22 protein-coding genes and 1 pseudogene are annotated in these 24,753 nt (G+C 68.1%); 8 read left to right on the top strand and 15 right to left on the bottom strand.

What is annotated here, in order from left to right; genetic code table 11:
• Window positions 1-54: 54 nt before the first annotated feature.
• Window positions 55-1,563, top strand: coding sequence for an MFS transporter (locus ACZ7OO_RS31530; RefSeq protein WP_471509955.1), 1,509 nt, complete (start codon window positions 55-57; stop codon window positions 1,561-1,563).
• Window positions 1,564-1,652: 89 nt separating this feature from the next.
• Here the strand turns inward: ACZ7OO_RS31530 and ACZ7OO_RS31535 are convergent, their stop codons facing one another.
• The 4 genes from ACZ7OO_RS31535 to ACZ7OO_RS31550 all read right to left on the bottom strand — a co-directional run bounded on the left by ACZ7OO_RS31535 (window position 1,653) and on the right by ACZ7OO_RS31550 (window position 5,840).
• Window positions 1,653-2,021: a cytochrome C oxidase subunit I gene (locus ACZ7OO_RS31535; RefSeq protein WP_471509957.1), complete on the bottom strand. Its 369-nt coding sequence runs from the start codon at window positions 2,019-2,021 to the stop codon at window positions 1,653-1,655.
• A complete protein-coding gene (gene ctaD, locus ACZ7OO_RS31540) occupies window positions 2,018-3,712 on the bottom strand; it encodes an aa3-type cytochrome oxidase subunit I (protein WP_471509959.1) in 1,695 nt (564 codons plus the stop codon). Before ctaD ends, ACZ7OO_RS31535 begins: the two co-directional genes overlap by 4 nt.
• A 174-nt stretch (window positions 3,713-3,886) precedes the next feature.
• A complete protein-coding gene (locus tag ACZ7OO_RS31545) occupies window positions 3,887-5,335 on the bottom strand; it encodes an alginate lyase family protein (protein ID WP_471509961.1) in 1,449 nt (482 codons plus the stop codon).
• 52 nt (window positions 5,336-5,387) lie between these two features.
• A complete protein-coding gene (locus ACZ7OO_RS31550) occupies window positions 5,388-5,840 on the bottom strand; it encodes a hypothetical protein (protein ID WP_471509963.1) in 453 nt (150 codons plus the stop codon).
• A 144-nt stretch (window positions 5,841-5,984) separates the two neighbouring features.
• Here ACZ7OO_RS31550 and ACZ7OO_RS31555 point away from each other — a divergent pair, with 144 nt between their 5' ends.
• On the top strand, window positions 5,985-6,941 hold the full coding sequence (locus ACZ7OO_RS31555) for a GlxA family transcriptional regulator (protein ID WP_471509965.1): 957 nt from the start codon (window positions 5,985-5,987) through the stop codon (window positions 6,939-6,941).
• 42 nt (window positions 6,942-6,983) lie between these two features.
• On the opposite strand, the gene ACZ7OO_RS31560 is transcribed toward ACZ7OO_RS31555, so the two are convergent.
• The 4 genes from ACZ7OO_RS31560 to ACZ7OO_RS31575 form a co-directional block, all read right to left on the bottom strand.
• Complete coding sequence (locus tag ACZ7OO_RS31560; protein ID WP_471509967.1) at window positions 6,984-7,286, bottom strand: hypothetical protein; 303 nt, start codon at window positions 7,284-7,286, stop codon at window positions 6,984-6,986.
• Window positions 7,287-7,445: 159 nt separating this feature from the next.
• A complete protein-coding gene (locus tag ACZ7OO_RS31565) occupies window positions 7,446-7,988 on the bottom strand; it encodes an MOSC domain-containing protein (protein ID WP_471509969.1) in 543 nt (180 codons plus the stop codon).
• A gap of 48 nt (window positions 7,989-8,036) precedes the next feature.
• Window positions 8,037-9,209 carry a serine hydrolase domain-containing protein gene (locus ACZ7OO_RS31570; RefSeq protein ID WP_471509971.1) on the bottom strand — a complete coding sequence of 391 codons (1,173 nt, stop codon included), beginning with the start codon at window positions 9,207-9,209 and terminating at the stop codon, window positions 8,037-8,039.
• Between the two features lie 154 nt (window positions 9,210-9,363).
• Window positions 9,364-10,089, bottom strand: a complete 726-nt coding sequence (locus ACZ7OO_RS31575; protein WP_471509973.1) for an SDR family oxidoreductase — start codon at window positions 10,087-10,089, stop codon at window positions 9,364-9,366.
• 103 nt (window positions 10,090-10,192) lie between these two features.
• Here ACZ7OO_RS31575 and ACZ7OO_RS31580 point away from each other — a divergent pair, with 103 nt between their 5' ends.
• Window positions 10,193-11,041, top strand: a complete 849-nt coding sequence (locus tag ACZ7OO_RS31580; RefSeq protein ID WP_471509975.1) for a LysR family transcriptional regulator — start codon at window positions 10,193-10,195, stop codon at window positions 11,039-11,041.
• A 141-nt stretch (window positions 11,042-11,182) separates the two neighbouring features.
• Here the strand turns inward: ACZ7OO_RS31580 and ACZ7OO_RS31585 are convergent.
• Window positions 11,183-12,043 (bottom strand): annotated as a pseudogene (locus tag ACZ7OO_RS31585) (N-acetylmuramoyl-L-alanine amidase); the annotation flags it as partial.
• 23 nt (window positions 12,044-12,066) lie between these two features.
• Between ACZ7OO_RS31585 and ACZ7OO_RS31590 the strand changes: the two are divergent.
• Window positions 12,067-12,930, top strand: a complete 864-nt coding sequence (locus tag ACZ7OO_RS31590) for a hypothetical protein (protein ID WP_471509977.1) — start codon at window positions 12,067-12,069, stop codon at window positions 12,928-12,930.
• A 173-nt stretch (window positions 12,931-13,103) separates the two neighbouring features.
• Here the strand turns inward: ACZ7OO_RS31590 and ACZ7OO_RS31595 are convergent, their stop codons facing one another.
• Window positions 13,104-13,307 (bottom strand): DUF397 domain-containing protein, encoded by a 204-nt coding sequence (locus ACZ7OO_RS31595; RefSeq protein ID WP_471509979.1) that lies wholly within the window; start codon window positions 13,305-13,307, stop codon window positions 13,104-13,106.
• On the bottom strand, window positions 13,304-14,152 hold the full coding sequence (locus ACZ7OO_RS31600) for a helix-turn-helix domain-containing protein (RefSeq protein ID WP_471509981.1): 849 nt from the start codon (window positions 14,150-14,152) through the stop codon (window positions 13,304-13,306). Before ACZ7OO_RS31600 ends, ACZ7OO_RS31595 begins: the two co-directional genes overlap by 4 nt.
• 176 nt (window positions 14,153-14,328) lie before the next feature.
• Between ACZ7OO_RS31600 and ACZ7OO_RS31605 the strand changes: the two genes are divergently transcribed.
• Complete coding sequence (locus tag ACZ7OO_RS31605) at window positions 14,329-15,003, top strand: ATP-binding protein (RefSeq protein ID WP_471509983.1); 675 nt, start codon at window positions 14,329-14,331, stop codon at window positions 15,001-15,003.
• A 15-nt stretch (window positions 15,004-15,018) separates the two neighbouring features.
• Here the strand turns inward: ACZ7OO_RS31605 and ACZ7OO_RS31610 are convergent, their stop codons facing one another.
• Window positions 15,019-18,102 carry a DEAD/DEAH box helicase gene (locus ACZ7OO_RS31610; RefSeq protein WP_471510068.1) on the bottom strand — a complete coding sequence of 1,028 codons (3,084 nt, stop codon included), beginning with the start codon at window positions 18,100-18,102 and terminating at the stop codon, window positions 15,019-15,021.
• Window positions 18,103-18,542: 440 nt separating this feature from the next.
• Complete coding sequence (locus tag ACZ7OO_RS31615) at window positions 18,543-19,553, bottom strand: hypothetical protein (protein WP_471509985.1); 1,011 nt, start codon at window positions 19,551-19,553, stop codon at window positions 18,543-18,545.
• 77 nt (window positions 19,554-19,630) lie between these two features.
• Here ACZ7OO_RS31615 and ACZ7OO_RS31620 point away from each other — a divergent pair, with 77 nt between their 5' ends.
• Entirely contained in the window at window positions 19,631-19,921 is a 291-nt protein-coding gene (locus tag ACZ7OO_RS31620; RefSeq protein ID WP_471509987.1) for a DUF1905 domain-containing protein, read from the top strand.
• A 49-nt stretch (window positions 19,922-19,970) separates the two neighbouring features.
• Here the strand turns inward: ACZ7OO_RS31620 and ACZ7OO_RS31625 are convergent, their stop codons facing one another.
• Window positions 19,971-21,443: a glycoside hydrolase gene (locus ACZ7OO_RS31625; protein WP_471509989.1), complete on the bottom strand. Its 1,473-nt coding sequence runs from the start codon at window positions 21,441-21,443 to the stop codon at window positions 19,971-19,973.
• 267 nt (window positions 21,444-21,710) lie between these two features.
• Between ACZ7OO_RS31625 and ACZ7OO_RS31630 the strand changes: the two genes are divergently transcribed.
• A complete protein-coding gene (locus ACZ7OO_RS31630; protein ID WP_471509991.1) occupies window positions 21,711-22,496 on the top strand; it encodes a class E sortase in 786 nt (261 codons plus the stop codon).
• 246 nt (window positions 22,497-22,742) lie between these two features.
• Here ACZ7OO_RS31630 and ACZ7OO_RS31635 read toward each other — a convergent pair whose 3' ends face one another.
• A complete protein-coding gene (locus tag ACZ7OO_RS31635; RefSeq protein WP_471509993.1) occupies window positions 22,743-24,158 on the bottom strand; it encodes an MFS transporter in 1,416 nt (471 codons plus the stop codon).
• 66 nt (window positions 24,159-24,224) lie between these two features.
• On the opposite strand from ACZ7OO_RS31635, the gene ACZ7OO_RS31640 reads away from it, so the two are divergent.
• Entirely contained in the window at window positions 24,225-24,752 is a 528-nt protein-coding gene (locus tag ACZ7OO_RS31640; RefSeq protein WP_471509995.1) for a winged helix-turn-helix transcriptional regulator, read from the top strand.
• Window position 24,753: the final 1 nt, after the last annotated feature.

Here is a 24,753-nt window from a genome sequence, read left to right on the forward strand (position 1 = left end):
GGCATGGGGCACCCGCCTGACGATTGTGTTCTCTCGCCGGCAGAGGAGGCGCGGATGGCTACGGGTGCGGATGTGGGCGTGGACGGGGCGGGCGGCGGCCACGGCGGCGGCCGGACGATCACCACTCGTATCCCGGCCCGCCTGGACCGCCTCCCCTGGTCCCGCTGGCACTGGACGGTCGTCATCGGCCTCGGCACGGTCTGGATCCTGGACGGCCTCGAGGTCACGGTCGTGGGCAACATCGCGAGCCGTCTGTCGGAACCGGGCAGCGGCCTCGCGATCTCGTCCTCCCAGGTCACCGGCGTGGCGGCCGCGCTGTACGTGGCGGGCGCCTGCACCGGCGCCCTCTTCTGGGGCCGCCTGACCGACCGCTACGGCCGCAAGAACCTCTTCATGATCACCCTGGCGGTCTATCTGGCCGCCACGGCCCTGACGTCGATCTCCTTCGCTCCCTGGTGGTTCTTCACCTTCCGTTTCCTGACCGGCTTCGGTATCGGCGGCGAGTACGCGGCGATCAACTCCGCGATCGACGAACTGATCCCCGCGTACTACCGCGGCCGCGTGGACCTGGTCATCAACGGCAGCTTCTGGGTGGGCGCGGTCGGCGGTTCGCTGCTCTCGATCGTCGCCCTGAACACGGACTTCCTGGCGAAGGACGTGGGCTGGCGCCTGACCTTCGCGCTGGGGGTCGTCCTGGGCCTGGTCATCCTGCTGGTACGACGGAACGTCCCGGAGAGCCCGCGCTGGCTGCTCATCCACGGCCGGGAACGGGAGGCGGAGGAGATCGTCTCCTCGATCGAGCAGCAGGTGGAGGAGGAGAAGGGCGAGCCGCTCCCCGAACCGGCGGGCGAGCTGGTGATCCACCAGCGGGCCGGCGTCACCTTCCGCGAGATCGCCCGCACGGTCTTCCACGACTACCGGCGTCGTGCCGTCCTCGGCTTCGCCCTCTTCATGGGCCAGGCGTTCCTCTACAACGCGATCACCTTCGGCTTCGGCGCGATCCTCACGAAGTTCTTCGACGTGCCGACGGGCGACACGGGCTACTACTTCGTGGTCATCGCGGTCGGCAACTTCCTGGGCCCCCTGCTGCTGGGCAAGCTGTTCGACACGGTGGGGAGGAGGGTGATGATCTCGTCGACGTACATCCTCTCCGGGCTGCTGCTGTTCCTCACGGCGTGGCTGTTCGACCAGGGTGTGCTGACGGCGGGGACGCTGACGGCATGCTGGTGCGTGGTGCTGTTCTTCGCGTCGGCGGGAGCGTCCAGCGCGTATCTCACGGTGTCCGAGATCTTCCCGATGGAGACGAGGGCGATGTCGATCGCGTTCTTCTACGCGCTGGGCACGGCGGCGGGCGGCATCAGCGGCCCGCTCCTCTTCGCCGACCTGACGGGAACGGGGAAGGTGTCCGACACCGTGCTGGCGTTCCAGATCGGCGCGGGGCTGATGTGCGCGGCGGGGCTGGTGGCGGCGGTGTGCGCGGTGAACGCGGAGCGGCGGTCGCTGGAGGACATCGCCACACCACTGACGGCGGCACCGGGCGGGGCGGCGAAGGCGGGGGCGTAGGGGCGGCGCGAGCGCGGGAGCGGGGGAGCCGGGGGACAGCGACCGTCGGTGGCCCGGTGACCCGGCCGCGGAAGGGCCCTCAGCGGCCGTCAGCGGCCCAGTGAGACGGCCGCCGCCAGGAAGGTGACGCCCGCGCACACGGCCAGTGACCACCCCGCACAGCGTGCCCGCAGCCGGCGGTACCGGCGCTCGTACTCGCCCCGCAGGGACACACACCGGGCGGCGACCCGTTCGAGGTCCTGCCGGGCGTTCCGGAGGCTGTCGTCGACGTATTGGCGTTCGATCTCGTCACGTTGGGACGTGGTCAGCCAGTCCATGCACCGGGTGAACTCCCGTGCCCGCTGTTCGGCCTCAGCGATCCGGGCCTGCCACAGCAGGTAACCCTCCACCTCGTTGCCGAGGTCTTCGCCGGCCCCGCCCTGCGGTCTTCCGCCCACTTGGTGTCCGGCGTCGGTCATGAGTGGGCGCGGTAGGCCTCGGCCTCAGCCAGGGCGATGTCGGGGTGGTGCAGGTCGAACGCCGGGGATTCGCTGCGGATCCGCGGCAGGGTGACGAAGTTGTGCCGCGGCGGCGGGCAGGAGGTCGCCCACTCCAGTGAACGGCCGAAGCCCCACGGGTCGTCGACGCCGACCGGCTTGCCGTACCTGGCCGTCCTCCACACGTTGTAGAGGAACGGCAGCATCGACAGGCCGAGCAGGAAGGAGCTGATCGACGAGATCGTGTTCAGCGCGGTGAAGCCGTCGGCCGCCAGGTAGTCGGCGTAGCGACGCGGCATGCCCTCGGCACCCAGCCAGTGCTGGACCAGGAAGGTGCCGTGGAAGCCGACGAACAGCGTCCAGAAGGTGATCTTGCCGAGGCGCTCGTCGAGCATCTTGCCCGTCATCTTCGGCCACCAGAAGTGGAAGCCGGAGAACATCGCGAAGACGACCGTACCGAAGACCACGTAGTGGAAGTGCGCCACCACGAAGTACGAGTCGGAGACGTGGAAGTCCAACGGGGGTGAGGCCAGGATGACACCGGTCAGACCACCGAACAGGAACGTCACGAGGAAGCCCGTCGCCCACAGCATCGGTGTCTCGAACGACACCGCGCCCTTCCACATCGTGCCGATCCAGTTGAAGAACTTCACCCCGGTCGGGACCGCGATCATGAAGGTCATGAAGGAGAAGAACGGCAGCAGCACACTGCCGGTGACGTACATGTGGTGCGCCCAGACGGTGATGGACAGACCGGCGATCGAGATGGTCGCAGCGACCAGGCCCATGTAGCCGAAGACCGGCTTGCGGGAGAAGACCGGGATGACCTCGGTCACGATGCCGAAGAACGGCAGCGCGATGATGTACACCTCCGGGTGGCCGAAGAACCAGAAGAGGTGCTGCCAGAGCAGTGCTCCGCCATTGGCCGCGTCGAAGACGTGTGCGCCGAACTTGCGGTCCGCCTCCAGCGCGAACAGCGCGGCCGCCAGGACCGGGAAGGCGAACAGCACCAGGGTCGCGGTCAGCAGCACGTTCCACGTGAAGATCGGCATGCGGAACATGGTCATGCCGGGGGCACGCATGCAGATGATCGTGGTGATGAAGTTGACCGCGCCGAGGATGGTGCCGAAGCCGGAGAAGGCCAGACCCATGACCCACATGTCGGCGCCGAGGCCCGGGGTGCGGACCGCATCGGACAGCGGGGTGTAGGCGAACCAGCCGAAGTCGGCCGCACCCTGCGGGGTGAGGAACCCGCCGACCGCGATCGTCGAGCCGAACAGGTAGAGCCAGTAGGCGAACATGTTCAGCCGTGGGAAGGCGACGTCCGGCGCGCCGATCTGCAGCGGCATGATCCAGTTCGTGAAGCCGGCGAACAGCGGCGTCGCGAACATCAGCAGCATCACCGTGCCGTGCATCGTGAACGCCTGGTTGAACTGCTCCTTCGAGAGGATCTGCAGGCCCGGCCGGGCGAGCTCGGCGCGCATGAGCAGCGCCATCACGCCGCCGATCAGGAAGAACGCGAACGACGTGGTCAGATACAGCGTGCCGATCGTCTTGTGGTCGGTGGTCGTCAGCCACGTCACCACGACACTGCCGGGCCGCCGGCCTCGCAGCGGCACCTCACTTTCGTAATGGGGGACGGCCGAGGGCTCGGGGTCGTTGACAACGGTCACCGGTGTGTGTCTCCAGACGCTCGCGCTTCGCCCGCACCATGGCGTGGTCCTCCGGCCATCCTGGCGGCTCGGGGCGGCGAGAGAAGCCCCCGAGCCGCCCGCATACGGCCGAACGGGTGGCCACGACCCACGGTTGGAGCAAGCCCGGCGCCCGCCCGCCCCCGCACCCGGTGCCTACTCGGCCCGGCGCCCCCGCCTGCGCAGCAACAGCAGCCCACCCGCCAGCGCGGTGATCCCCGTGGCCGCGGTCCACCCGACGACATCACCGGACCCGGTGGCGGCGAGGTCGTCGCCCTTGCCCATGGCCGACGGGGAGGACGACGCCGAAGCGGACGCGGACGTAGATCCCGATGCCGGTTCCGTCGGATTCGGGGAAGACGTCGCAGCCCCTGCCGCCTGCGCCCGATCCCGCGTGAACGTCAGAGTCCCGAAGCCCAGTTGGTCGTACCCCCCGCTGTTCGGCCCGTAGTCCCCGCCGCCGCCCTCGGGCGCGGCCTTCGCCGCGATCTGCGTGACGTACGTCGCCGGCATCCCCCGCCGCTTCGTGTAGTGGTTGGCGATCATCGCCCAGACGGGACGGGTCATCGCCGGGTCCACCCCTGCCGCCGCGGTCGCCGTCTCGGTGCCCGACCAGCCTCCGACCGCCCCCTTCTCACGGGTGTTCGCGGTGTACGACACGTTCCCGCCCATGCTCCACTTGGCCACGTACTGCGCACCCTTGAGGAACCGGCTGTCGTCGTACCCGTACAGGTCGATCCCCTGGTTCCAGGCCATCTCGCAGAACGTGCCCATCAGGCCCACCCCGAGGAGTGCGTGCCCCTGGTCGCGCCCGGCTTCCAGCCACTCGGCGAGTCCGTCGTCGTACACGACGGGAATCGCGTTCTTGATCGAGCCGAGCCCGGCGCCGTGCTTGAAGTAGTCGACCGCGCGGGTGACCTGGGCGCGGTCGTCGCAGAAGATGCCGGTGGCGAGGACGCAGACCATGGCGGCGAGGTCCCAGTTGGTCCAGTAGTTGGAGATGACGGCGCCGTTGTGCCGGACGAGGAAGTCGTCGCTGACCGCGCCGAAGAGCTTGGTCAGCATCTCCTGGAACCGGGCGAGCTCGAAGTCCCCGTGGTCGCGGACGAGTTCGGCGGCGTTGGCGAACTGGTAGCCGTACAGCCCGGCGGCCAGGAACCGGTCGGCGGAACCGTCGACCGCGGTGAGGGTGGCGGACCACGCGTTGAGGACGGCGACCGCGGTGTCGGCGTACTTGCTCTCGCCGGTGACGTGGTAGCGCAGGGCGTTCTGGTACGCGGCGTGGATGTCGTTGTAGAGGAGCGCGTAGTTCTCCGGGGTGCCCGAGCCCCGGTACACCACGGCCTGCGGACGCGCCTGCCAGCCGCTCTGCGCGTGCGGGTTGGCGGTGAGCCGGGCGAACCCGGCCGCGTAGGGCGCGGCGCCCGCCTTCACCTTGGCGGCCATGCGGTCGAGATCGGTACGGGTGTGCAGCAGGCCGGGATGCGCGAAGGCCCCGGCGGCGGAGGCGGGCCGGCCCGCCGCGGCGATCCCAGCGGCGGCCCCCACCGCCGCTCCCGAGGCCTTCAGCAGGCTCCGGCGGCTGATCTGTCGAGTCAGGTGCATGCCCTGGGAGACGAACCGGCAGGGCCCGGATAACAGAAACCGGGGGAGTTGGTCAGGCGCCGGTCGTCGACCCCGGCCGCACGATCATCAGCACCGTCACGGCGGCCCAGAGGAGATTGAACACCCCCGTGAACATGGCGAGTTGGACGGTGGCCTCCCGCGTGTCGGCACCGCCCTCCACCAGCGCGCTCTGCCGGGGCAGCACCAGCGCGGCGAGGACGAGCGCCGCGAGCGCGGTGAGCGCTATCGACGTGATCAGCCAGGCGCTGCCCAGCACATGCATGTTGCTCGCCGTGGCGAACCCGAACACGGGGACGGCGACACCGACGACGGCGTACACCCGGCAGATCCGGTACAGCAGCTGGAGGGTCTCGGCGGCACGGAGGTCGTCCGGCGACTCGATGGCGCGCTGGGCGGCCGGCGGGAACATGCTGGCGGCGACGGTGACGGGACCGATCGCGACGATCGCCGCGAGCACATGGACGGCGAGGAGGAACTTGGTCACGGCCTCGACCGTAGGCGGCCGGAAGATCTTGCAGAAGCGGCGATACTGCCACCACTCAACGGATTCTCGCCAGCCACACGTGTCAACCGCCTGGGACAGCCACCCGGGATTGGCGGTAACCCGTCGAACCGCTACGTTCCTGCCATGCATACCGTCGCCGTACTCGTCCTGGACCAGGTCATCCCGTCCGACTTCACCGTGCCGATCGACACCTTCGGCTGGGCCCGGCTGCCCGACGGCCGGGACGCCTACCGGGTCCGGGTGTGCGGGCCGGCGGACGAGGTGACCGCGGCGGGCGGCGCGTTCACGGTCAAGGCGCCGTACGGGCTGGACGCGCTGGCCGAGGCGGACACGATCGTCGTGCCGGGCGTCGCGGATCCCACGTTCGAGCTCCCGCCCGAGGTCGCCGAAGCCCTGTGCGCGGCGGCGGCGAACGGCACCCGGATCGCGTCGGTGTGCGTCGGGGCGTTCGTCCTCGCGGCCACCGGCCTCCTCGACGGCCTGCGCGCCACCACGCACTGGGCCGCGGCCGACACCCTCGCCGCGCTGCACCCGGACATCGACGTCGATCCGAACGTCCTGTACGTCGACAACGGCCAGTTCCTGACCTCGGCGGGCGCGGCCGCGGCCATGGACCTGTGCCTGCACATGGTCCGCATGGACTACGGTTCGGCGGTCGCCGCGCACACGGCCCGGATGTCGGTCATGCCACTGGAACGGGAGGGCGGCCAGGCCCAGTTCATCGTCCACGACCAGCCACCGGCCCCCGCCGGGGCCACCCTGGAGCCGCTCCTGGCCTGGCTGGAGGACAACTGCGACCGTGACCTGACCCTGGAGGAGGTCGCGGCCCGGGCCGGTATGAGCACCCGTACCCTCAACCGCCGCTTCCGCGACCAGACCGGCACGACGCCCTTGCAGTGGCTGCACCGGGCGCGGGTGCGCAGGGCGCAGCACCTGCTGGAGACCACCGCGCACCCCGTCGAACGCATCGCGACGCAGTCGGGCTTCGGCTCCCCGACGGCCTTCCGGGAACGCTTCCGCAGGGTGGTCGGCACCAGCCCACAGGCGTACCGCCGGGCGTTCCGCAGTTCAGACGGCTAGGGTCCGGCGGTAGCCGAGTCGACTGGGCCCGTGCTCGCTCGGCTAGGCGCGCCGGTCGGCGACCGCCCAGGACGCCAGTGCCACCGCACCGGCCACGCCGAAGACGGACGGCCAGGCGCCCACCTTCTTGGCCAGCGGATGCGACCCGGCGAACGCGGCGACATACGCGACGGACAGCGCCCCGGCCGCCTTCCCACCCGCCCGCTGCCGCCACTGCTGCGCGGCGACGCCCCCGGCGACGGCCAGCACGGCCCCGCCCAGCGGCCGCTTCCTCGTCCACCGGGCCACGCCGTACCCTCCGACAAGCCCGCTCGCGGCGATCACCGAACTGGGAACCCTGGCCATGCCTGTCTCCTTCTGCCGCCTTCTGTCTGGATTTCCCGAGGCTAACCCGCAGGCGACCACGCTGACGGAACATGAGCCGACCCCTGTCAACCCCGCTTCTCCGAGGAGACGACCGCGGCCTTCATGACCGCCTCGGACCGTAGGGGTGTCGGCTGCGCCTCAGACGCGTTCCAGCGGCCGTTGAACCCCTTCGGGCAACTCCACCAGAATCTCATCCCCCGGCCGCACCACACCCCCCACCTTCACCACACTCATCACCCCGGCCCTGCGGACGACCCGGCCACTGCCGTCCCGCCCGACGACCTGCTTCAGCAGCCCTTCCTGAAAGCCGTCGATCTGCAGGCACGGATTCCGCAGCCCGGTCACCTCGACGACGGCCTGCTCCCCGATCCGCAGCAACGCCCCGACCGGCAGCCCCAGCAGATCCAGGCCACGGGTGGTGATGTTCTCCCCGAGTTCGCCGGCCCCCACCCGGAACCCGGCGCTTGCCAGCTCCGCGAACAACTCCTCGTGAATGAGGTGCACTTGCCGCAGATTGGGCTGACTCGGATCCTGAGCGACCCTGGACCGGTGCTTCACGGTCACCCCGGCGTGCACATCACCCTCCACCCCGAGCCCGGCGAGCAGGGTGATGCTCTCCCGGTTCGGCTTGGTGAAGGAGTACACCTCATTGCGGCTGACAGCCGTCACAACCCCGTTCATAGGGCCAACCCTAACCTGGCGCCCACCTGCGCGAAAGGCCGTTGCCGACTAGGCCAACGACTCCCGCACCGCGTCCACGAGCGCGGTCGCACGGGTGTCCTCCGCCCCTTCCACGATGCTGTTCATGACGTAACCGAAGGCGATGCCGTGCTCGGGATCAGCGAAGCCAAGCGATCCGCCGCGGCCCGGGTGGCCGAAGGCACGGGGACCGGTCAAGGGGTTCGTCTCCACCGGCAGCATGTACCCGGAGGCGAAGCGGATCGGGGACATGATGACCCTGTCCACCCCGGCGGCCTGCTCCTCGGTCGCCGACGCGAGGGTCTCGGGGCTGAACAGCCGCACCCCGTCCACCTCGCCGATCAACGCGGCGTACATCCGCGCCAGCGCCCGCGCCGTACCGATCCCGTTGGACGCGGGCAGCTCCGCGGCCTGCACCACGGCCGAGTTGAAGTCGATCTCGGCGGGATCGGTGACCGCGAACGCCCGGTTGCTCAACGACTCCGGATCCTGCAACGCGGCGACGAACTCCCGCGCCTCCGGCGGCACGAGATCCAGCGGTACGGTGCTCAGATCGAACTCCGGCTTCGGATACACCATCCGGCTCACCCGACCGCGCTCGGCCGCCGGCAGCCCGATGAAGAAGTCGAGCCCGAGCGGCCCGGCGACCTCCTCGGCGAAGAACCGCCCCGGCGTACGCCCGGACACCCGCCGGATCACCTCCCCGACCAGCCACCCGAAGGTCCGCCCGTGGTACCCGTGCGCGGTCCCCGGCTCCCAGGCGGGCCGCTGAACGGCCAAGGCGTCCACCATCGCCTCCCACCCCAACGCCGCCTCCAACGGCACCGGCGGATCAACGGTCACCACCCCGGCCCGATGCGACAACAACCACCGCACCGGAATCTCCGCCTTGCCGTTCACCCCGAACTCGGGCCAGTAGGCGGCCACCGGCGCATCGAGATCCAACTCCCCACGCTGGGCCAGCAGATGTGCGACGGTGGCCGTGGCCCCCTTGGTCGCGGAGTACACGAGCTGCAGGGTGTCCCGCTCCCAGCCCCGCCCGGTCTCCGGATCGGCGACCCCACCCCACAGATCCACCACGGGCCGGCCGTCCCGGTACACGCACACGGCGGCCCCGACATCCCCCCGCTGCTCGAAGTTGGCGCGGAACGCCTCCCGCACACCCTCGAAACCGTCGGCCACTTCCCCATGGATCAACGTCATGACTTCCATCCTGGCACCGAGGCGGTCCGGCTGGATGGCCTCGGGACGCACTGGGCCCGAACGTTGCGGTCCGTGCCCGGGGCGCCCGACCCGGTCGTCACGGCTGTACGACCGGGCCGGGCGACTTCCGCTGAGGCAGCGGCCCTCCTTCAGGTCACCAGGGCACCTCCCCCGCGTCGTCGAAGAAGCTCCCGGTCGGGCCGTCGTCGGGCAGGGTCGCGAGCCGGATCGCGATCGCCGCGCCCTGTTCCGGGGTGCGGACACCGCGGAAGCCGTTGAGGTCGGTCGCGCAGTAGCCCGGGCAGCCGGCGTTGATCAGGATGTTCGTGTCGCTCAGTTCCCTGGCGTACTGGACGGTGACGCCGTTGAGGAACGTCTTCGACGGCGAGTAGGCCACGGCGATCGGGCCCGTTTCGGCGCCGGGGGTGGTCTGCAGGGTGAGGGAGCCCACGCTGCTGGACATGTTCACGATCCGGGGCGACGCCGAGCGGCGCAGCAGCGGCAGCATCGCGTTGGTCACGCGGATGACGCCGATCACGTTGGTCTCCACGGCAGCCCGTACCGTCGCGACGTCGACGGTGGTGGGCATCTGCGGTGCACTGCCGGTGATCCCGGCGTTGTTGACGAGCACGTCGAGGCGTCCGGCGCGGTCCTCGACCAGCCTGGCGGCAGCGGTCACGCTCGCGTCGTCGGTCACGTCCAGCGGTACGCCGAACGCGTCGACGCCCGCGGCCCGCAACTTCGCCACGGCACTCTCGCGACGCTCCTCGTCCCGCGCGCCGACCCCGACCCGCCAGCCGAGTGCGCCCAGGCCCGCGGCGATCTCGTATCCGATGCCCTTGTTCGCGCCGGTCACCAGCGCGATGGTCTGTTCACTCATACCGTCGATCCTGTCCGGGCCCGGACAGGATCGGCCAACACCGATCGGGTGGACATCGATACCGCCCGGGTATCGATCCCGGTCGGCGCAGTAGCATGGCGGTGTGGAGACGCGGGAATTGCGGTACTTCGTGGCCGTAGCCGAGGAACTGCACTTCGGGAAGGCCGCCCGGCGGCTCGGGATCGCGCAGCCCCCGCTGTCGCGGGCGATCGGCCTGCTCGAACGGCGCCTCGGCGCCCCCCTGCTGGAACGCACCAGCCGCGCGGTCACCCTGACCGAAGCCGGCTCGGTGCTCCTGCGCGAGGCCCGGGCGGCACTGGACGCCGTCGAGGCCGCCGAGCGCCGCACCCGCCGCGCCGCCCTCGCCGCGACCGGCCGGCCCGGCGTGGTCCTCGCCACGAAGGCCGGTGCCTCCGGCGAACTGCTGGCGAAACTCCTCGACGCCTACGCCGCCGAACCCGACGCGGTCACCGTCGACCTGCTCCTGTGCGGGATCGGCGAACAGGAGGGCATGCTGCGCGACGGCCGGGCCGACGTGGCTCTGCTGCATCTGCCGTTCGACTCGACGGTCGGCTTCGACACGGAGGAACTCCGTACGGAGAAGCAGGTCGTGATCCTCCCGGCCGGACACCCCCTCACCACCCGGACCGAGGTGCGGCAGGCGGAGGTCACCGAACTGCCCGAGCTGCCGCTGCCGCGCTGGCCCGGCCCGGACGGCAGATACCCTGACGGCCCCGGCCCCCAGGCCCGCGACCACGCACAGCTGCTCCAGCTGATCGCCCTCGGCCGTGCCTGCTGGATCGCGCCGGAGTCCTGCCGGACCCAACTGAGCGACGGTCTGACCGCCGTACCCGTGCAGGACGCGCCCTCGGTCACGACCGTGATCGCCTGGCCGCCCCACAGCCGGTCCCGAGCCGTCGCCGGCCTCGTCCGGGCCGCGACAGATCTCTGACCACGACGCCGTCCACCGAGCCTCGCCACGCGCTCGGTCGTACTGCCCGGTCCGTCAGCCGGACGGGGGCATGCAGGTGGGTGCCCAGGAGGCCGGGACCCCTGGACACCACCTCCCCGTCGGCGTGCTGTCAGAGGACCGTCATGCGTCCGTGGCCGTGACGTCCGAGGCGTACACGAGGGCGACCCGGTGGTTGTACTGGATGGTGTACATCGCCTTGGCGCCGGTGACGACCGTGCCGCTGGACGGGAAGAAGTCGTCCGTGAGGGACGGCGCCACGGTGGCCACGTAGGCCTGACCGGCCGGGACGGAGTACATGCTCAGCGGGGCCTGCGTCGAGGGCGACAGGCCCGCGGGGTACTCGGCGGCGTCCGGGTAGCTGGAGCCGTACACCGCCACCGGGGAGCCGCCGGCCGCCGTGATCACCTTCACCCCGTGGGCCGGCGCGGTGTTGCAGCCGTGCGGGTTGTGGAACCACACCTTCGCGCCGCTGTACCAGACGGCGGTCCAGTCGCCGTCCTGCCCGGCGACCACGAACTGCTGTCCCGCCGCCGCCGTGCTGCCCCAGTCGTTGATCCGGTCGGTGCCGGCCGCGCCGGGGTGCACCGCCTGGTCCCCGAAGAGGGGAGCGGTGTCGCTGGGCTCGGTGTGCAGGTAGACGAAGTCCGACGGCTGCTGCGTCTCGGTGCACGCGGTGGTGGCGCCGGTCGGGTCGTCGGAGGGGCAGATCTGGACGGTCTGCAGGTTGTCGTCGAAGCGGGGCGCGATGGTGACCACCGAGCCGACGGGGCCGACGCCGTGCCGCCCGGTGTGCACACCGAGCAGGCTCATGAAGCGGTTCCAGTCCCAGGACGGGCCCGGGTCCCAGTGCATGCCCGAGACGAGGGACGACTTCGGACCGGCGACGTTGTCGTGGCCGATGATGTGCTGCCGGTCCAGCGGTATGTCGAAGCGCGCGGCCAGGTACTTCACCAGCTCGGCCGTGGCCTCGTACTGCGCCTCACAGCCTTCTTCAAACTGTCTCCTTGCTGGAGCGCGGAACGGCGCAGCGTGCGGATGTGCTTAATAAGCTGTCTGCTAGGGATGTAAATAAGCATTGGGATTCGGCTGTGGCGGGCATGTCTGACTCGCTCGACTATCTGAAAAGTCAGTGCGGCGCAGTATCCAGCGCCTGGCTTCCGTACAGTATGATTCTCGTCCCCATGGCCGCTGTTTTTTCGAAAATTGCAGATATGCGCTCGAAGGCGCGAACTGAAGCCTTGGAGAAGGTCGGGCAATTCTACTGGTGTTCCGTTTTCTCTGAAAACTACGATCAAGGTGCCAACAGTCAGGCGGGAGCTGACTATCGTGCACTTCAATCGTGGATTTTCGGGGAAGAGCCCAAGCGCATCCCTGAGGCTGTCGAGAGCTTCAACTTGGTGGATGCAGATCTTTTGCTGGCTCGGGCAAACAGGAAGGCTCTATTTCGTGGAGTCATGAGCCTGCTGATTCGCGCGGGCGCAAAGGATTTCGAGTACGCTCAAGCTATTTCCAGCATTCAGGTGACTTCCCTTGATCATACCCGAGTTTTCCCGAGGAAATTCATTCAAGGGTCGACCTCTGAGGACGGAGAGTTGCGGGATCCGGATCTCGTTCTGAATCGAATGCTGGTAAGTAAAGACTCGAAACGGGTAATTCGAGATCGCCACATAGCAGAATGTATCGAGAGCGAAGAACTGGCGTCACAGAAAAAGCTATCAGAGGTGCTTGAGTCGCACCTGATCGAGGCTAGTGAGGGGAGCGGGTTGATGGAGAGGAAATATGAGTCATTCCTGCGGGCGCGTCTTAGTCTTCTCGTTGACCTGATCGAAGACGTAACAGGGCAATCTCTGCTTTACGAGTCTGAGTAATCACAGAGGCTGGAAGGTAATCCAGAGGACCTCGTAATTCGCTGAAGATTGAATAGGGAGTCGTCTCGGCTCCTGTGTCAATCGCCGGCTTCGCCGCCGGGTCTGAAACACTCGCGGGGGTGTTCCAGTCGCTTGTGACCGGATAGCAGAACTATGAGTTATCGGGCCTATAGCTAGCGGTTTCGTGACTGTATGGGGGGTAGGGTCTGTATAAAGCCCTGCCACGCGGCATTGCTCAATGTTAGCTGCGGTCCCAAGGCAACCTTGGAGTCGCGTACTGCGATTGCTTCGGAGAGTGCCGCTACTTCGAGGCACTCGCCCCCCATGCCGTTGCTATAGCTACTTCTGTGCCACTGGATGTTGGACGACGACATCATCGGGAATGTTCCTCCAAGATTCTTTTGATCAGTAGGGCCGAGCGTTGGGGGCTGAGTGCCAAGGCCCTGAGGTGATCAAACGCCTTCGCGTAAAGGGTCACATCCTTGGGTTCTTCGAGGTAGACGGAATCGGTGAGCCCCTCTCGGTAGACCAAGTCGGGGTCCTCCTGTTCTGGGAAGCCGAGGATCGTGTACGACCCTGTGGTGGGGTAGGCGCCCGCATCGAACGGCAGGATCTGGACGGTCACGTTCTTCAACTTACCGATGGCCAGGATACGTTCGAGTTGATGGGCCATGACCTGGCGACTGCCGATTACGTGCGCCAGTGCACTCTGGTGGATGACAGCCCATAGGTCGGGCGCGCCCTCCCTGGCGAGCAGCTCCTGGCGTCGCATCCGGACCTCGACCATCCGCTGAACGTCCTCTGAGGTGTGGTCGACCCACGCACGGCACTGCTCAGCTGCGTACTCACTGGTTTGCAACAGGCCAGGGATGAACTCCCCTTGATAGCTGCGCAAGTTGGAGACCGCCTGCTCCAGGCCGACATACACAGAGAACCAGGCAGGGATCGCATCGCCTTGAGCGTGCCACCACCCCTTTGTCTTGGACTCCCTGGCCAGCGACTTCAGGAGATCGCGTAGCTCTTCAGTGGTCGCGTAGAAGCGACAGAGCGCATCGACGTCCGAGGCTTGTACACGCCCCTGACCCGTCTCCATGCGGCTCACCTTGGAACTGCTCCAGTCCAGCTCCATGCCTACTTGGTTACAGGTGAGGCCACTCTCCTCACGGAGCCGCTTGAGCTCGATCGCAAGTCGGCGCCGGCGAGCAGTGGGGGATCCGGCCATGTCAACTCCTCGTGGGTAGCGGAACATCCATCCCATCGGAAGAGGCGCGAAAGACCAATCACCCTAACGAGGGAATCCCTTCGTGCACGTTGCAGGAAGGGATTCCCCGCTGCGAATCTGTCACTGGGAGTCATCGAGAAGTATCAGTGCGCAACGGTGCGTGTGGAGGGTGAGCAATGGCGATCTACGTAAGCGGGCGTTCCGCACGAGAGCCCTGGCGGCACGAGTTCACTGCCCATCCCAAGGAAGTCACCGGGTTGAGGCAGATGGTGAGACTCCGACTCCTCCTGTGGGGGCTGCGCGATCACGTGGACATGGCGCAGATTTGCGTATCGGAGCTGGCGACCAACGTCATTCAGCATGTCGGCGAGGGCACACCCGCGACGCTGCGCATGGAGCTCAGCGGGCCGCATCTACGTCTGGAGGTTGAGGATCCCGATCCGCGGGCGTTGCCCACCCTGCTCGCTGCCAGCGATGTCCTGGAGTCGGGGCGGGGAATGGCGCTGGTCGACGCAGTGACCGACCACCGGTGGGGTGTGGTCCTTCGTGGCGAAACGAAGGTGGTGTGGTGTGAGCTCACGGTGGGAGCCTCCGCCGTCTGTCGGCCGACAAACGGTCCTCGCATCATGCGGGCTGCGGCGATCCTCGAACTGTATGGATCTCGGCCGCTCCCGAGCGGTGGAGACATGGCCGGAGGCATCGGCCTGTTGAGTCTGGCCGTGGCAGAAGAAGCCGCCATTGCGGTCATGACCGACGTGATGCATTGGTTGCGTGCACACGGCCATGACCCCGACGACGTACTCGACCGGGCCCAGAATCACTTTGAGGCCGAGATCGGTGAACCCTTGTGAAGGGCGTTGATCCTGCTAACCGGCGGCGATGGCCGAGGACGACCACACATCCGCAGGCAACTCGTGGTGCAACTGCCAAGTGATGGCCATGGGTTTGCTGCCCTCGTGTCGGACATACGTTGCAGGTCCTAGCAGCATCCACGGCTGGGCTTTGCCGATGTCGGTGTCCTTGTAGCGCCGCATGAACAGCAGCACATGGCTTCCGCGCTGGACGTGCTGCTGGTAACGCAGTCCAGTGGGTGAGGTGTCCGCGGTCGTGCTCTGGGACTCCCAGTGGAAGAGGGCAGGGCTCAATGCATAGTCCTTGTAGCGGACGGTGGGGGAGAAGTCCTTCTCGTTCTTTTCGAGAGTGATCAGCAGAGCGTCCGTCTGGTTGGGTTCGTCCCACAGGACACCCTGGGCGAAAGTCCCAGGCATCTGCCCGCCGAGGCGAGCGACGCCAAGCGCGGCCAGGATCTCGGAGCGGTTGTACGCACTGTGGATCTTCAGCGGGATGTGCGCGTGCGGGCCCTCCAGTGGGATGGGGAAATGGTCGGCCTGGCCCATCACGTGGTCGAGTACCTGGCGCAGTTCGCTACGGAGGGCTTGCTGCTCGCGCAGTGAGTCAAGGCCCTCAGCGTAGGAGGTGAAACCACCAGCCTTGTCCCAGAGGTTAAAGAAGAGCATGCGCGCGTATGCTGCGTCCCTCGGATTCAGAGCCTCGTACGATGGGGCGTCATCGCTCAGTAGACGGGTATACGCCTCGGCCCGCGCAAGGTCGTCGACGTGCAGGAATGCCTGCACGCGCTTCAACAGATCTTCCTCGCCGGCCTGTTCAGGTAGATCGGCCAAGCCGGCGCGGCGCAAGACGGACGTCCACGAGTTGCTCGACTTGTACAGCTCCTTGATCTCGCGGCGACTCTCCCTGAGGTAGTCAGCAAGGAACGGTGTGTTGAAGGCCCTGACCTCCTTGGCAAGGGTCTGGACGGTCGCCTTGATCCGCGTACGGATGTTCTCCAGTACGAGGTCCTTGGACTTGCCCTCAAGGATGATCTGGCAACCGGACGGCAGCAGAGGAAAGTCATGCTCAGCGTGCTCAAGAAGCCGGTTGCGCGACAGGTTCGTCATCGCACGGAACTGCTCCTCAAAGCGGAACTCGGCGCGATGCTGGCCGATGAAGTCAAGCACGGTGAGCACGGGCTTGTCGGGCGTGCGGCGCAGGCCTCGGCCGAGTTGCTGAAGGAAGACCGTGGCGCTGTTCGTGGGACGCAGGAGCAGCAGCGTATCGACGTCGGGGATGTCCAAGCCCTCGTTGAACAGGTCTACGGAGAAGATGACCTGGATCTCTCCAGCCTTGAGCTCGGACAGGATCCGGTCACGGACCTCGGGCTTCGACTCGCTGTCCAAGGCCGCAGCCTTGAACCCTGCCTCCTGGAAGCACTTCGCCATGAAATGTGCGTGCTTCCTGGTGACGCAAAAGCCGAGCGCTTTCATCTGCGACGGGTCAGATACCTTGTCCCGCACCTGCTTGATGACGATACGGGCCCGGAAATGGTCGGCCGAGAACAGGTCGCCGAGCTGGCTCTGGTCGTACGTCCCCGAACGCCAGTTGAGGCGGGTGAGGTCCGTACCGTCGGGCACACCGAAGTAGTGGAACGGGCAGAGAAGGTCGTTGTCGAGTGCCTCCCACAGCCGCATCTCGGCGGCGATCCGGCCTTCGAAGAACTCATCCTGCACGTTCAGCCCGTCGGCGCGCTCAGGAGTGGCGGTCAGGCCAAGAAGTTGCTTCGGCTTGAAGTGGTTGAGAACGCGGCGATATGTCGTAGCCGTGGCATGATGGAACTCGTCGACGACGATGATGTCGAAGTGTTCCGGGTCGAACTGCTCCAGTCGCTGGTCGGTAAGGGACTGGACGCTCGCAAAGACATGTTCCCAGTCGCGTGGCAGCTCACCGCTGAAGAACGGTTCGCCGAATGACGCATCGTTGAGTACTTCACGGTACTTGCGGAGTGACTGATTCAGGATCTCTTTGCGGTGTGCCACGAAGAGTAGCCGCGGGTAACGCTTGCCGCCCCACTCCTTATGTAGAGAGCGGTAGTCAAGCGCGGCCATGACCGTCTTGCCCGTCCCGGTCGCGGCGACCAGCAGGTTCTGGTGGTGACCGCGGACCTCACGCTCGACGTGCAGCCGTTCCAACATGTCGGCCTGGTGTGGGTACGGCCGAACCTCAAGGCCCGAGAGGCTGATCTTGGAGTCTTGGCTGGACATCGGGTTACCCGCGACACCCAGAGCTTCGTCCAATTTACGGGCATCGCGATTAGGGTCGTAGGCCTCAAAGGCGATGTCATGCCAGTAGGAGTCGAAGCTGGCCTCGAACTTGGTCAACACAGCGGGTGTAGCGACGGACGACAGGCGGACGTTCCACTCCAAGCCGTCGAGAAGTGCGGCCTTGGAGAGGTTGGAACTGCCGACGTACGCAGTGTCGAAGCCGCTGTTGCGTCGAAACAGCCAGGCCTTGGCGTGCAGGCGCGTTGAGCGGGTCTCATAGTTGACCTTCACTTCCGCACCGAAGTCTCGGACGAGACGGTCGAGGGCATGCCGATCGGTGGCGCCCATGTACGTTGTGGTGATGACGCGAATAGGCACGCCGCGCTGGGCCGCTTCGCGGAGCGGGACCTCCAGAACGCGGATGCCATACCACTTCACAAAGGCGCAGAGCAGATCAATGCGGTCCGCCGTGGCCAGCTCAGCACGCAGTTCGCTGCCGAGACTTGGGTCCTCAGCGGAGTTGGTGATGAGCGCGGCCTCAGACAATGGTGTAAGTGGTCGGATCGCGTAGACGCCGGGCGCTTCCATCTCGGCGAGGGCCAGGAGCTGGCGGGGGCCATCGGCGATTAGGTCGACAGCATCGCTGCTTTCGAGGTCGGCAGAGCTGGAAGCGAGTGATTCGATGATTTGGTTGGCTACGGCGACGCGCTTCTCCTGCGGCAACTGGCTGAGCTGCTGCCTTACAGCACGGCTGATGTGCCGAGCTAGGACATGCGGTGACGATTCGTCGCTGACCTCGTCATCGATGGCCTTCCAACCAGCAGTACGCAGCTGCTTCATCTGCTCCTGCATGCGCTGGGTGACGAGTTCTTCGTAAACACCCGCGACAGGCTGTGATAGATCCCCCGGCTGAGCCACGCTGATTCCCCAATCCCTCAAGCACAGCGACGGCTCTGTTGTAGCAGGTGACGCTGACAGTCCCCACGGAGGTCCTCAGCTTCTATGGAGTTGCCGTAGGGCCGCCCGCTTCTTCGCCAGTCTCGTGCCTCCGCGCCCCGCCTCAAGGGCGCTCCCGCTCCGCTGCGCTTCGCGTCCGCGTCGGCTGCGCCGATGGCCCTGCGGGCCACCCTTGACCCGGGCCGCTCCGGCACGGGGTAGAAGCGGGCGGGCGCCCCGGGGAAAGTGGGCGGCTTGCCGGGGTGTGCCGTGGGGTCGGCTGCGTTCCGAGGCGGGGTCGTGGCGCATTGGCTGCGAGGGGGCACGCCGGGTGGTTCGGCGGGTACGGGCGCGGTTTACGAGCCGTGGCACGCGTCGTACGGCTGGGGCTGGCCGCACCAGCAGTCCGAGGTCCGCTGCGGCGGCCAAGCCACCGCCCGCCCCCGGGCCGCCAGGGTCGTTGCGTACTGGGGGAGCAGGGTGGTGTCCGACGGGGACGAGCCCTCCGAGGCTGCGAAGGCCTCGTAGGAGGGGACCGTGCCTGTGACGATGCCCAGGTTCCCGGTGCCGGAGACGGACAACTCGCGCAGTGAGGACTCTATGGTCGCGAGGTGCTCGGAGTGGGACGGGTACTCGGTGGCCAGGTCCGGGTACGCCGAAAGGAGTTCCGTCAGCTCGCCCGCCGGCCAGTGCAGGACCGCTACCGGGAACGGGCGGGACAACGCCTCCCTGTAGGTGCCCAGTTCCGCTCGCAGGCGGGAGATCTCCGCTTCCAGCTCCGCCGGGTTGTCCGAGCCCAGGGACCACACGCGCTTCGGGTCGTGGAGTTCGTCGAGGGAGACTGGGGAGGAGTTGAGGGTGTCGGCGCGGGCGTCCCAGTCGTCGTGGGGGAGGCCGAGCATGCGGCGGACGCGGTGGCGGCCGAAGAGCACCGGATGCGTGGCGTAGGGGGGTTCCGCGACGTCAGTGAGGAGGAGGGTGGCCGCCTCCGTGAACGTGTCGTGTGCCGCTTCCAGTTCGTCATGGGCTTCCAGGGACTCGGCGATGATCACCCAAGGGGCCGGGTCGCGGGGGGTGGTGGTGCGGATGCCCTCGATGATTGCGCGTGCCTCTGCCTCGTGGTCGTACTCCCACAGGTTCGAGGCCTTGAGGGCTCGGACCAGCGGTGCGTTCTCCAGGGTGTCCGGGGTGGAGAGCAGGCGGTCGTAGAGCGCGGTGGCGGCGGGGCGGTCGTCGGCCAGTTCCAGGTGGGCGGCGGCCTGGAGGAGGAGGGCCTCGGCGTCCTCGGGGTAGCGGTCGGCGGTCCGCTCCAGGCGTGCCGCTTCGGCGGAGTGGTCGACGTTCTCGGCAGGCGTGTCGGGGCGCATGAACGACACGGTACTGCCCGGCGGTGACAAAGAAGAGATACGGATGGGGGGCAGTCGGTTGCGAGGGGAGGCGTTCCGTGGAGTTCGCGTTCGGTGGGCGTGTTGTCGAGTGGCGGGGGCCTGCTCCCTATTACTTCGTGCCCGTGCCCGAGGAGGAGTCCGAGGAGATTCGCGGGGTCGCCGCCATGGCCTCGTACGGGTGGGGAGTCATTCCCGTCGAGGCGACCGTGGGCGGGGTGGTCTTCGAGACCTCCCTGTTTCCGAAGGACGGCGGGTATCTGCTGCCGCTCAAGAGCGCGGTGCGCAAGCCGGAGGGGTTGGCGGCGGGGGACGAGGTGAGTGTGGAGATGCGCGTTCGGTTGCAGTAGCGATGCCGGGGGCACAGTGGGTGGGCCGCGCCCCCGGCGCCGGGCACTCCTAGATCGTCACGCCGTCGATCTGCAGGGTCTGGACCGCCTTCGCCGGGACCGACACCGCCACCGTCTTTCCTGAGACGTACGTGTCCGAGTACGCCTTGTACGCGTCGCCGCCCGTCGTCACCGTGTTCCAGCGGGGGACCAGGCCGCCCGTGCCGCCGGCCACCGTGGTGAAGCCGGAGAGGTTGAAGGTGAAGGTCTGGGCGGAGGTGGCGGTGTTCAACGCCACGATCACCAGGCGCTTCGCCGACGCGTCGTAGGCCGCTACCGCGTTGCTGACGCCCGTGTCCAGGATCTTCATCCCGGGGCGGATGTGGCGGCTGAACTGGGCCATGACGTAGTACTTGGTGGTGACTGCCCCTGCCGCCAGGGTGTTCGCGTCGTACGCGATCATCGCCCAGTTCGTGGACGGGTCCATGACCTGCCAGTAGACCCAGGCCGTGGGGTGCAGCCAGCGGAAGTCGTAGAGGAGGTTGAAGGCGAGGGTGTAGCCGGTGCCGTCGTTGTCGCCGGTCTCGGAGTTCCAGAGGGCCTTGTGGGCCGTCGTCACGACGTCCGTGTAGAGGAGGTCGCGGCGGCCGCCCGAGCCCTGGTAGCCGTGGACGTTCACGCGGTCCACGTAGCCCTTGGTGGTGGCGGAGAAGGAGTTCCAGGTGGTGCGGGCCAGGTCGTAGCTCGTCTCGTCCGATGCCGAGATCTTCGTGCCGGTCAGGCCCCGGGTGTTCAACTCGCTGCGGAGATAGGGGAGTACGGCTGCCTGGACCGTCGAGTCGATGTGGCAGCCCTCCTGCGTGCCGGTCGCCGTCCACCAGGAGGACGAGGGCTCGTTGAAGGCCTCGACCGTCGCGAAGTTCACGCCCCAGTTGTTCTTGGCGTACAACGCCACCGCGGCCAGGTGGGAGGCGTGCTGGCGGTAGTTCCAGGACTGGAGGTTGTTGCCGCCGTCGGCGGCGCCGGACGGGTTGTGGTTGTAACACATCCACCACATGGGGGAGTTGGCGAATAGTTCGGCCGTCGCGCCGCGGTTCACCGCCTTCACGAGCATCGCGCGCTGGGTGGCGTCCGCGGTCCAGTCCCAGGCCGAGGAGGTGGGGTCCTCGTTGTTCCAGTCCTGCCAGTAGCCCTCGATCTGCTTGAACGCGGGGATGTTGGCGGAGGCCACCATGCTCGCGCCGCTCACGCTGTTCCAGCTGCTCGCGCCCAGGTTGTAGCGGGCGATGTTCAGGCCGAGGCCGGGAAGCGAAGTGCTGTTGTACGTCGTCGACTTGGTGGTGAAGAAGATGTCGGCGAAGTCGTCGCGGGCGCCGAAGACGTTCGCCCACCAGGCCAGTGAGGTGCCCCAGCCCTCCCAGGTGCCGTACGAGGTGGACGGGCTGACGGCGATCGTGGCGTCGGCGCGGGCCGTGCCGGTGGCCAGGGCGCTGCCCAGGAGGCCGCCTCCCGCGGCGGCCAGGAGTGTTCTGCGTCGGATCATGGCTGTCTCTCAACCTCTCCGTGCGGCTCAAGCACCGGTTCGCCCGGTTCGCTCTGTCCCGGGCCGGCGTTGACTCGTCCCCCCGCATGCCAACAGGAAGCATCAGGTGTGGTGTGTGAGGTTGTCGAGGGTTGCGACAGTGGTTTCTAAAACCAGTGGAGAAAGTGATCGTGGGAAGGAGATGGGGCAGGAAGCCCTACGGCTCTGGTGACTTGGCCGTGGTCGTCCTATCGTGCGGGCCCAACCGGGGGCGGCGGGAGGTGTGCGGTGCGGCGGGTCGTGGGGCACGGTGACCGGCGGTGGCGGGCCCGGCGACGGCGGGTGCTGTGGAGCGGGGGTGAACTCCTCGTCACCGTGGGCGTGGTGCTCATGCTCCTCGTCGTACATCAGCTGTGGTGGACCAACCGGGAGGCGAAGCAGGGGGCCGAGCGGAAGGTGGCGGCGCTGGAGCGGGAGTGGGGGGACTCCGGCGGGTCCGGGGGCTTGAGCGGCGAAGCGAAGGGTGATGCCGGTACGACAGGGCCGTCGCCGTCGGCCCGTTCCGGCTCCGGCTCCGGTTCCGGCAGGCAGCAGTCGTCGTACCCCACCCGTGTCGTCGCCTCCCAGGCGTACGCCATCCTCGTCATCCCGCGGCTCGGCCTCCGCGTCCCGGTCGCCGAGGGCGTCAGCAAGTCGAACGTGCTCAATCACGGGTACGTCGGCCACTATCCCGGCACCCAACAGCCGGGCCAGGCAGGCAACTTCGCCGTCGCCGGGCACCGGAACACGCACGGGGAGCCGTTCCGGTATCTCCCCCGGCTCCGGCGCAAGGACACCGTCGAGGTCGAGACCAAGGCGGCGACCTACACGTACACCGTGGACCAGATCCTGCCGCAGACCTCGTCCCGTGACTCGGGGGTGATCCGGGCCGTACCGCGGTCGATCGTGAAGCCGTCGTACGGGTACCAGGAGCCCGGCTACTACATCACCCTCACCACGTGCACGCCCGAGTTCACCTCGCGGTACCGGATGGTGGTGTGGGGGGAGTTGGTGTCGATGCGGCCGCGGGCCTAGCGCCGGGCCCCCGCGGCTGCGCGGGGTGGGGCATCGCGCGGCGAAGTCGTTGTGGCGGTTCGGAGCCCGGTCTCGTGGCCTGGTAACACCGGGGAGCACCCGCAAAGCCTGGCCGGCCGCGGTGAGCGTGGCATGAGGGGAATCCGACCGTGCCCCAGCCCTTCGATCGCACCAAGTCCCTGAGTAACTGGACGGCGAACGCTGGGGCGAACCGTCGGCGGACGCGACGTCACTGGTCAGGACCGGTCAGCTTCGTTCCCGCAGCCCCAGCACCCCCCCCGCCGCCAGCAGCGCCAGCCCCGCCGACACCGCGAGGGCGGTGTTCGCGCCGTGGCCCGGGCCGCCGCTCGACGAGGTCACGATGGCGATCGTCAGGGCGACGCCCGCGCAGGAGCCGATGTAGCGGAAGGTCTGCTGGGCGCCGGAGCCCATGGCGGCACGGGCGGCCGGGACCGATTCGACCGAGAGCAGGGGCAGCGCGGCGTTCAGGAGGCCGCTGCCGATGCCGCCCAGGGCCAGGCCCGGCAGCAGGCGTTGCCAGGAGCCCGAGTCGATGGCGCCGAGCATGGTCAGGACGCCGGCCGCGTGGAGGGTGAAGCCGACCGCCAGCTGCTGGCGGGGTGGGACGCGGCCCGCCAGGCGCTTGGCCTGGAGCGCCACCGCGAAGGACAGGCCCGACCAGAGCAGGAACAGCCACGCCGTGTCCAGCGGGGTCAGGCCGAGCACCTGCTGGAACAGGACCGGCAGGAAGCTGAAGAGGCCGATCACCGCGAAGCCCGTGAACAGGCCGCCGGCGGAGGAGGCCAGGAAGCCCGGGCGGCGCAGCAGGCTCAGGTCGATCATGGGGGTCGTGGTGCGGCGCTCCACCAGGACGAAGACGGCTATGAGGACCACCGCGGCCAGGAACAGCAGGCCCACCTCGGGCCGCAGCCAGCCGTCACGGCCCAGGGTGAGCGCGGCCACCAGGGAGACCAGCGCCAGGCCGAAGGTGAGGGCGCCCAGGATGTCGGGGCGGCCGCCTCTCGGGGAGCGGGATTCGGTGAGCGCCCGTGGTGACAGGGCCGCCACCAGCAGCGTCGCCGCGGCCAGGACGGCATAGGCCACCCGCCAGTTGGGCAGCACGGCCGCCAGCAGCGGGCCCGTCGCGATACCGCCGCTGACGAAGGCGCCCCACACTCCCGTCGCGTGCAGCCGGCCGCGTGGGCTCGGGAAGGCGTGCACCAGCAGGCCGAGGCTGCTCGCCAGGATCGCCGCACTGGCCGCGCCCTGGGCGACACGGGACAGCGTGAACAGCCAGGTGGAGTCGGTCAACGCGCCGAGGGCGGTGGTGATGCCCAGCGTCAGCGTGCCGAGCAGGAAGATCCGGCGGCGGCCGAAGTCGTCGGCGAGGCTGCCGGCCACCAGGAGGAGGGCGGCCAGGCCGAGCGGGGTGCCGTTGATCAGCCAGGCCTGGGCGGAGAGCGGGGTGTGCAGGTCGGCCGCGGTGTCGCGGAGGGTGACCACGGGCGCGGTGTACGTCATCAGGCTCACGGCGGTGGCCGCGCTGGTCAGGGCCAGGGTGGCGCGGGCCTGGGGCGTCGGGTCGGGGTGGGGTGCCGCGGGCCTGTGCCGGGCACTCGGCGCTTCCGTCCCCACGAGGGTTCGTTCATTGAACTCAGGCATGGTGGTACCGTAGCACGGTAGGTTCGATGAATGAACCTATGGCAGGGGGCTGACTAAGGTGGTGCCATGGCACTGGGCAAGGACTACGTGACGCAGGAGTGCTCGATCGCCCGCGCGCTGGAGGTCGTCGGCGAGCGCTGGACCCTGCTCGTCATCCGCGACGCGCTCTACGGCGTCCGGCGGTACAACGACTTCCTCGTCCACCTCGGGATCCCGCGCGCCGTCCTGTCGGCCCGTCTGAAGACGCTCACCGAGGAGGGGGTCCTGGAGAAGCGCCGGTACCAGGAGTCGCCGCCCCGGGACGAGTACGTCATCACCGAACGCGGCACCGAGCTCTGGCCCGTCCTGCGCACCCTCGCCGTCTGGGGGCGCGAGCACCTCATGGGCAGCCGGCTGCGCTACTTCCGGCACGTGGCGTGCGGGACCGAACTCGGGCCGTACGGCGAATGCCCCGCCTGCGGAACCGTCGTCCCCGTCGCGGACGTCGTCATCATGCCGGGCCCGGGACTCGACCCCGACCCGGCGGACCCGGTCAGCCGGGCGCTCCTCAAGCCCAAGAGGCTCCTGGAGCCGCTGGAGACGGATCATGCGTAAG

This window comes from Streptomyces sp. NPDC111744, from assembly GCF_055634995.1.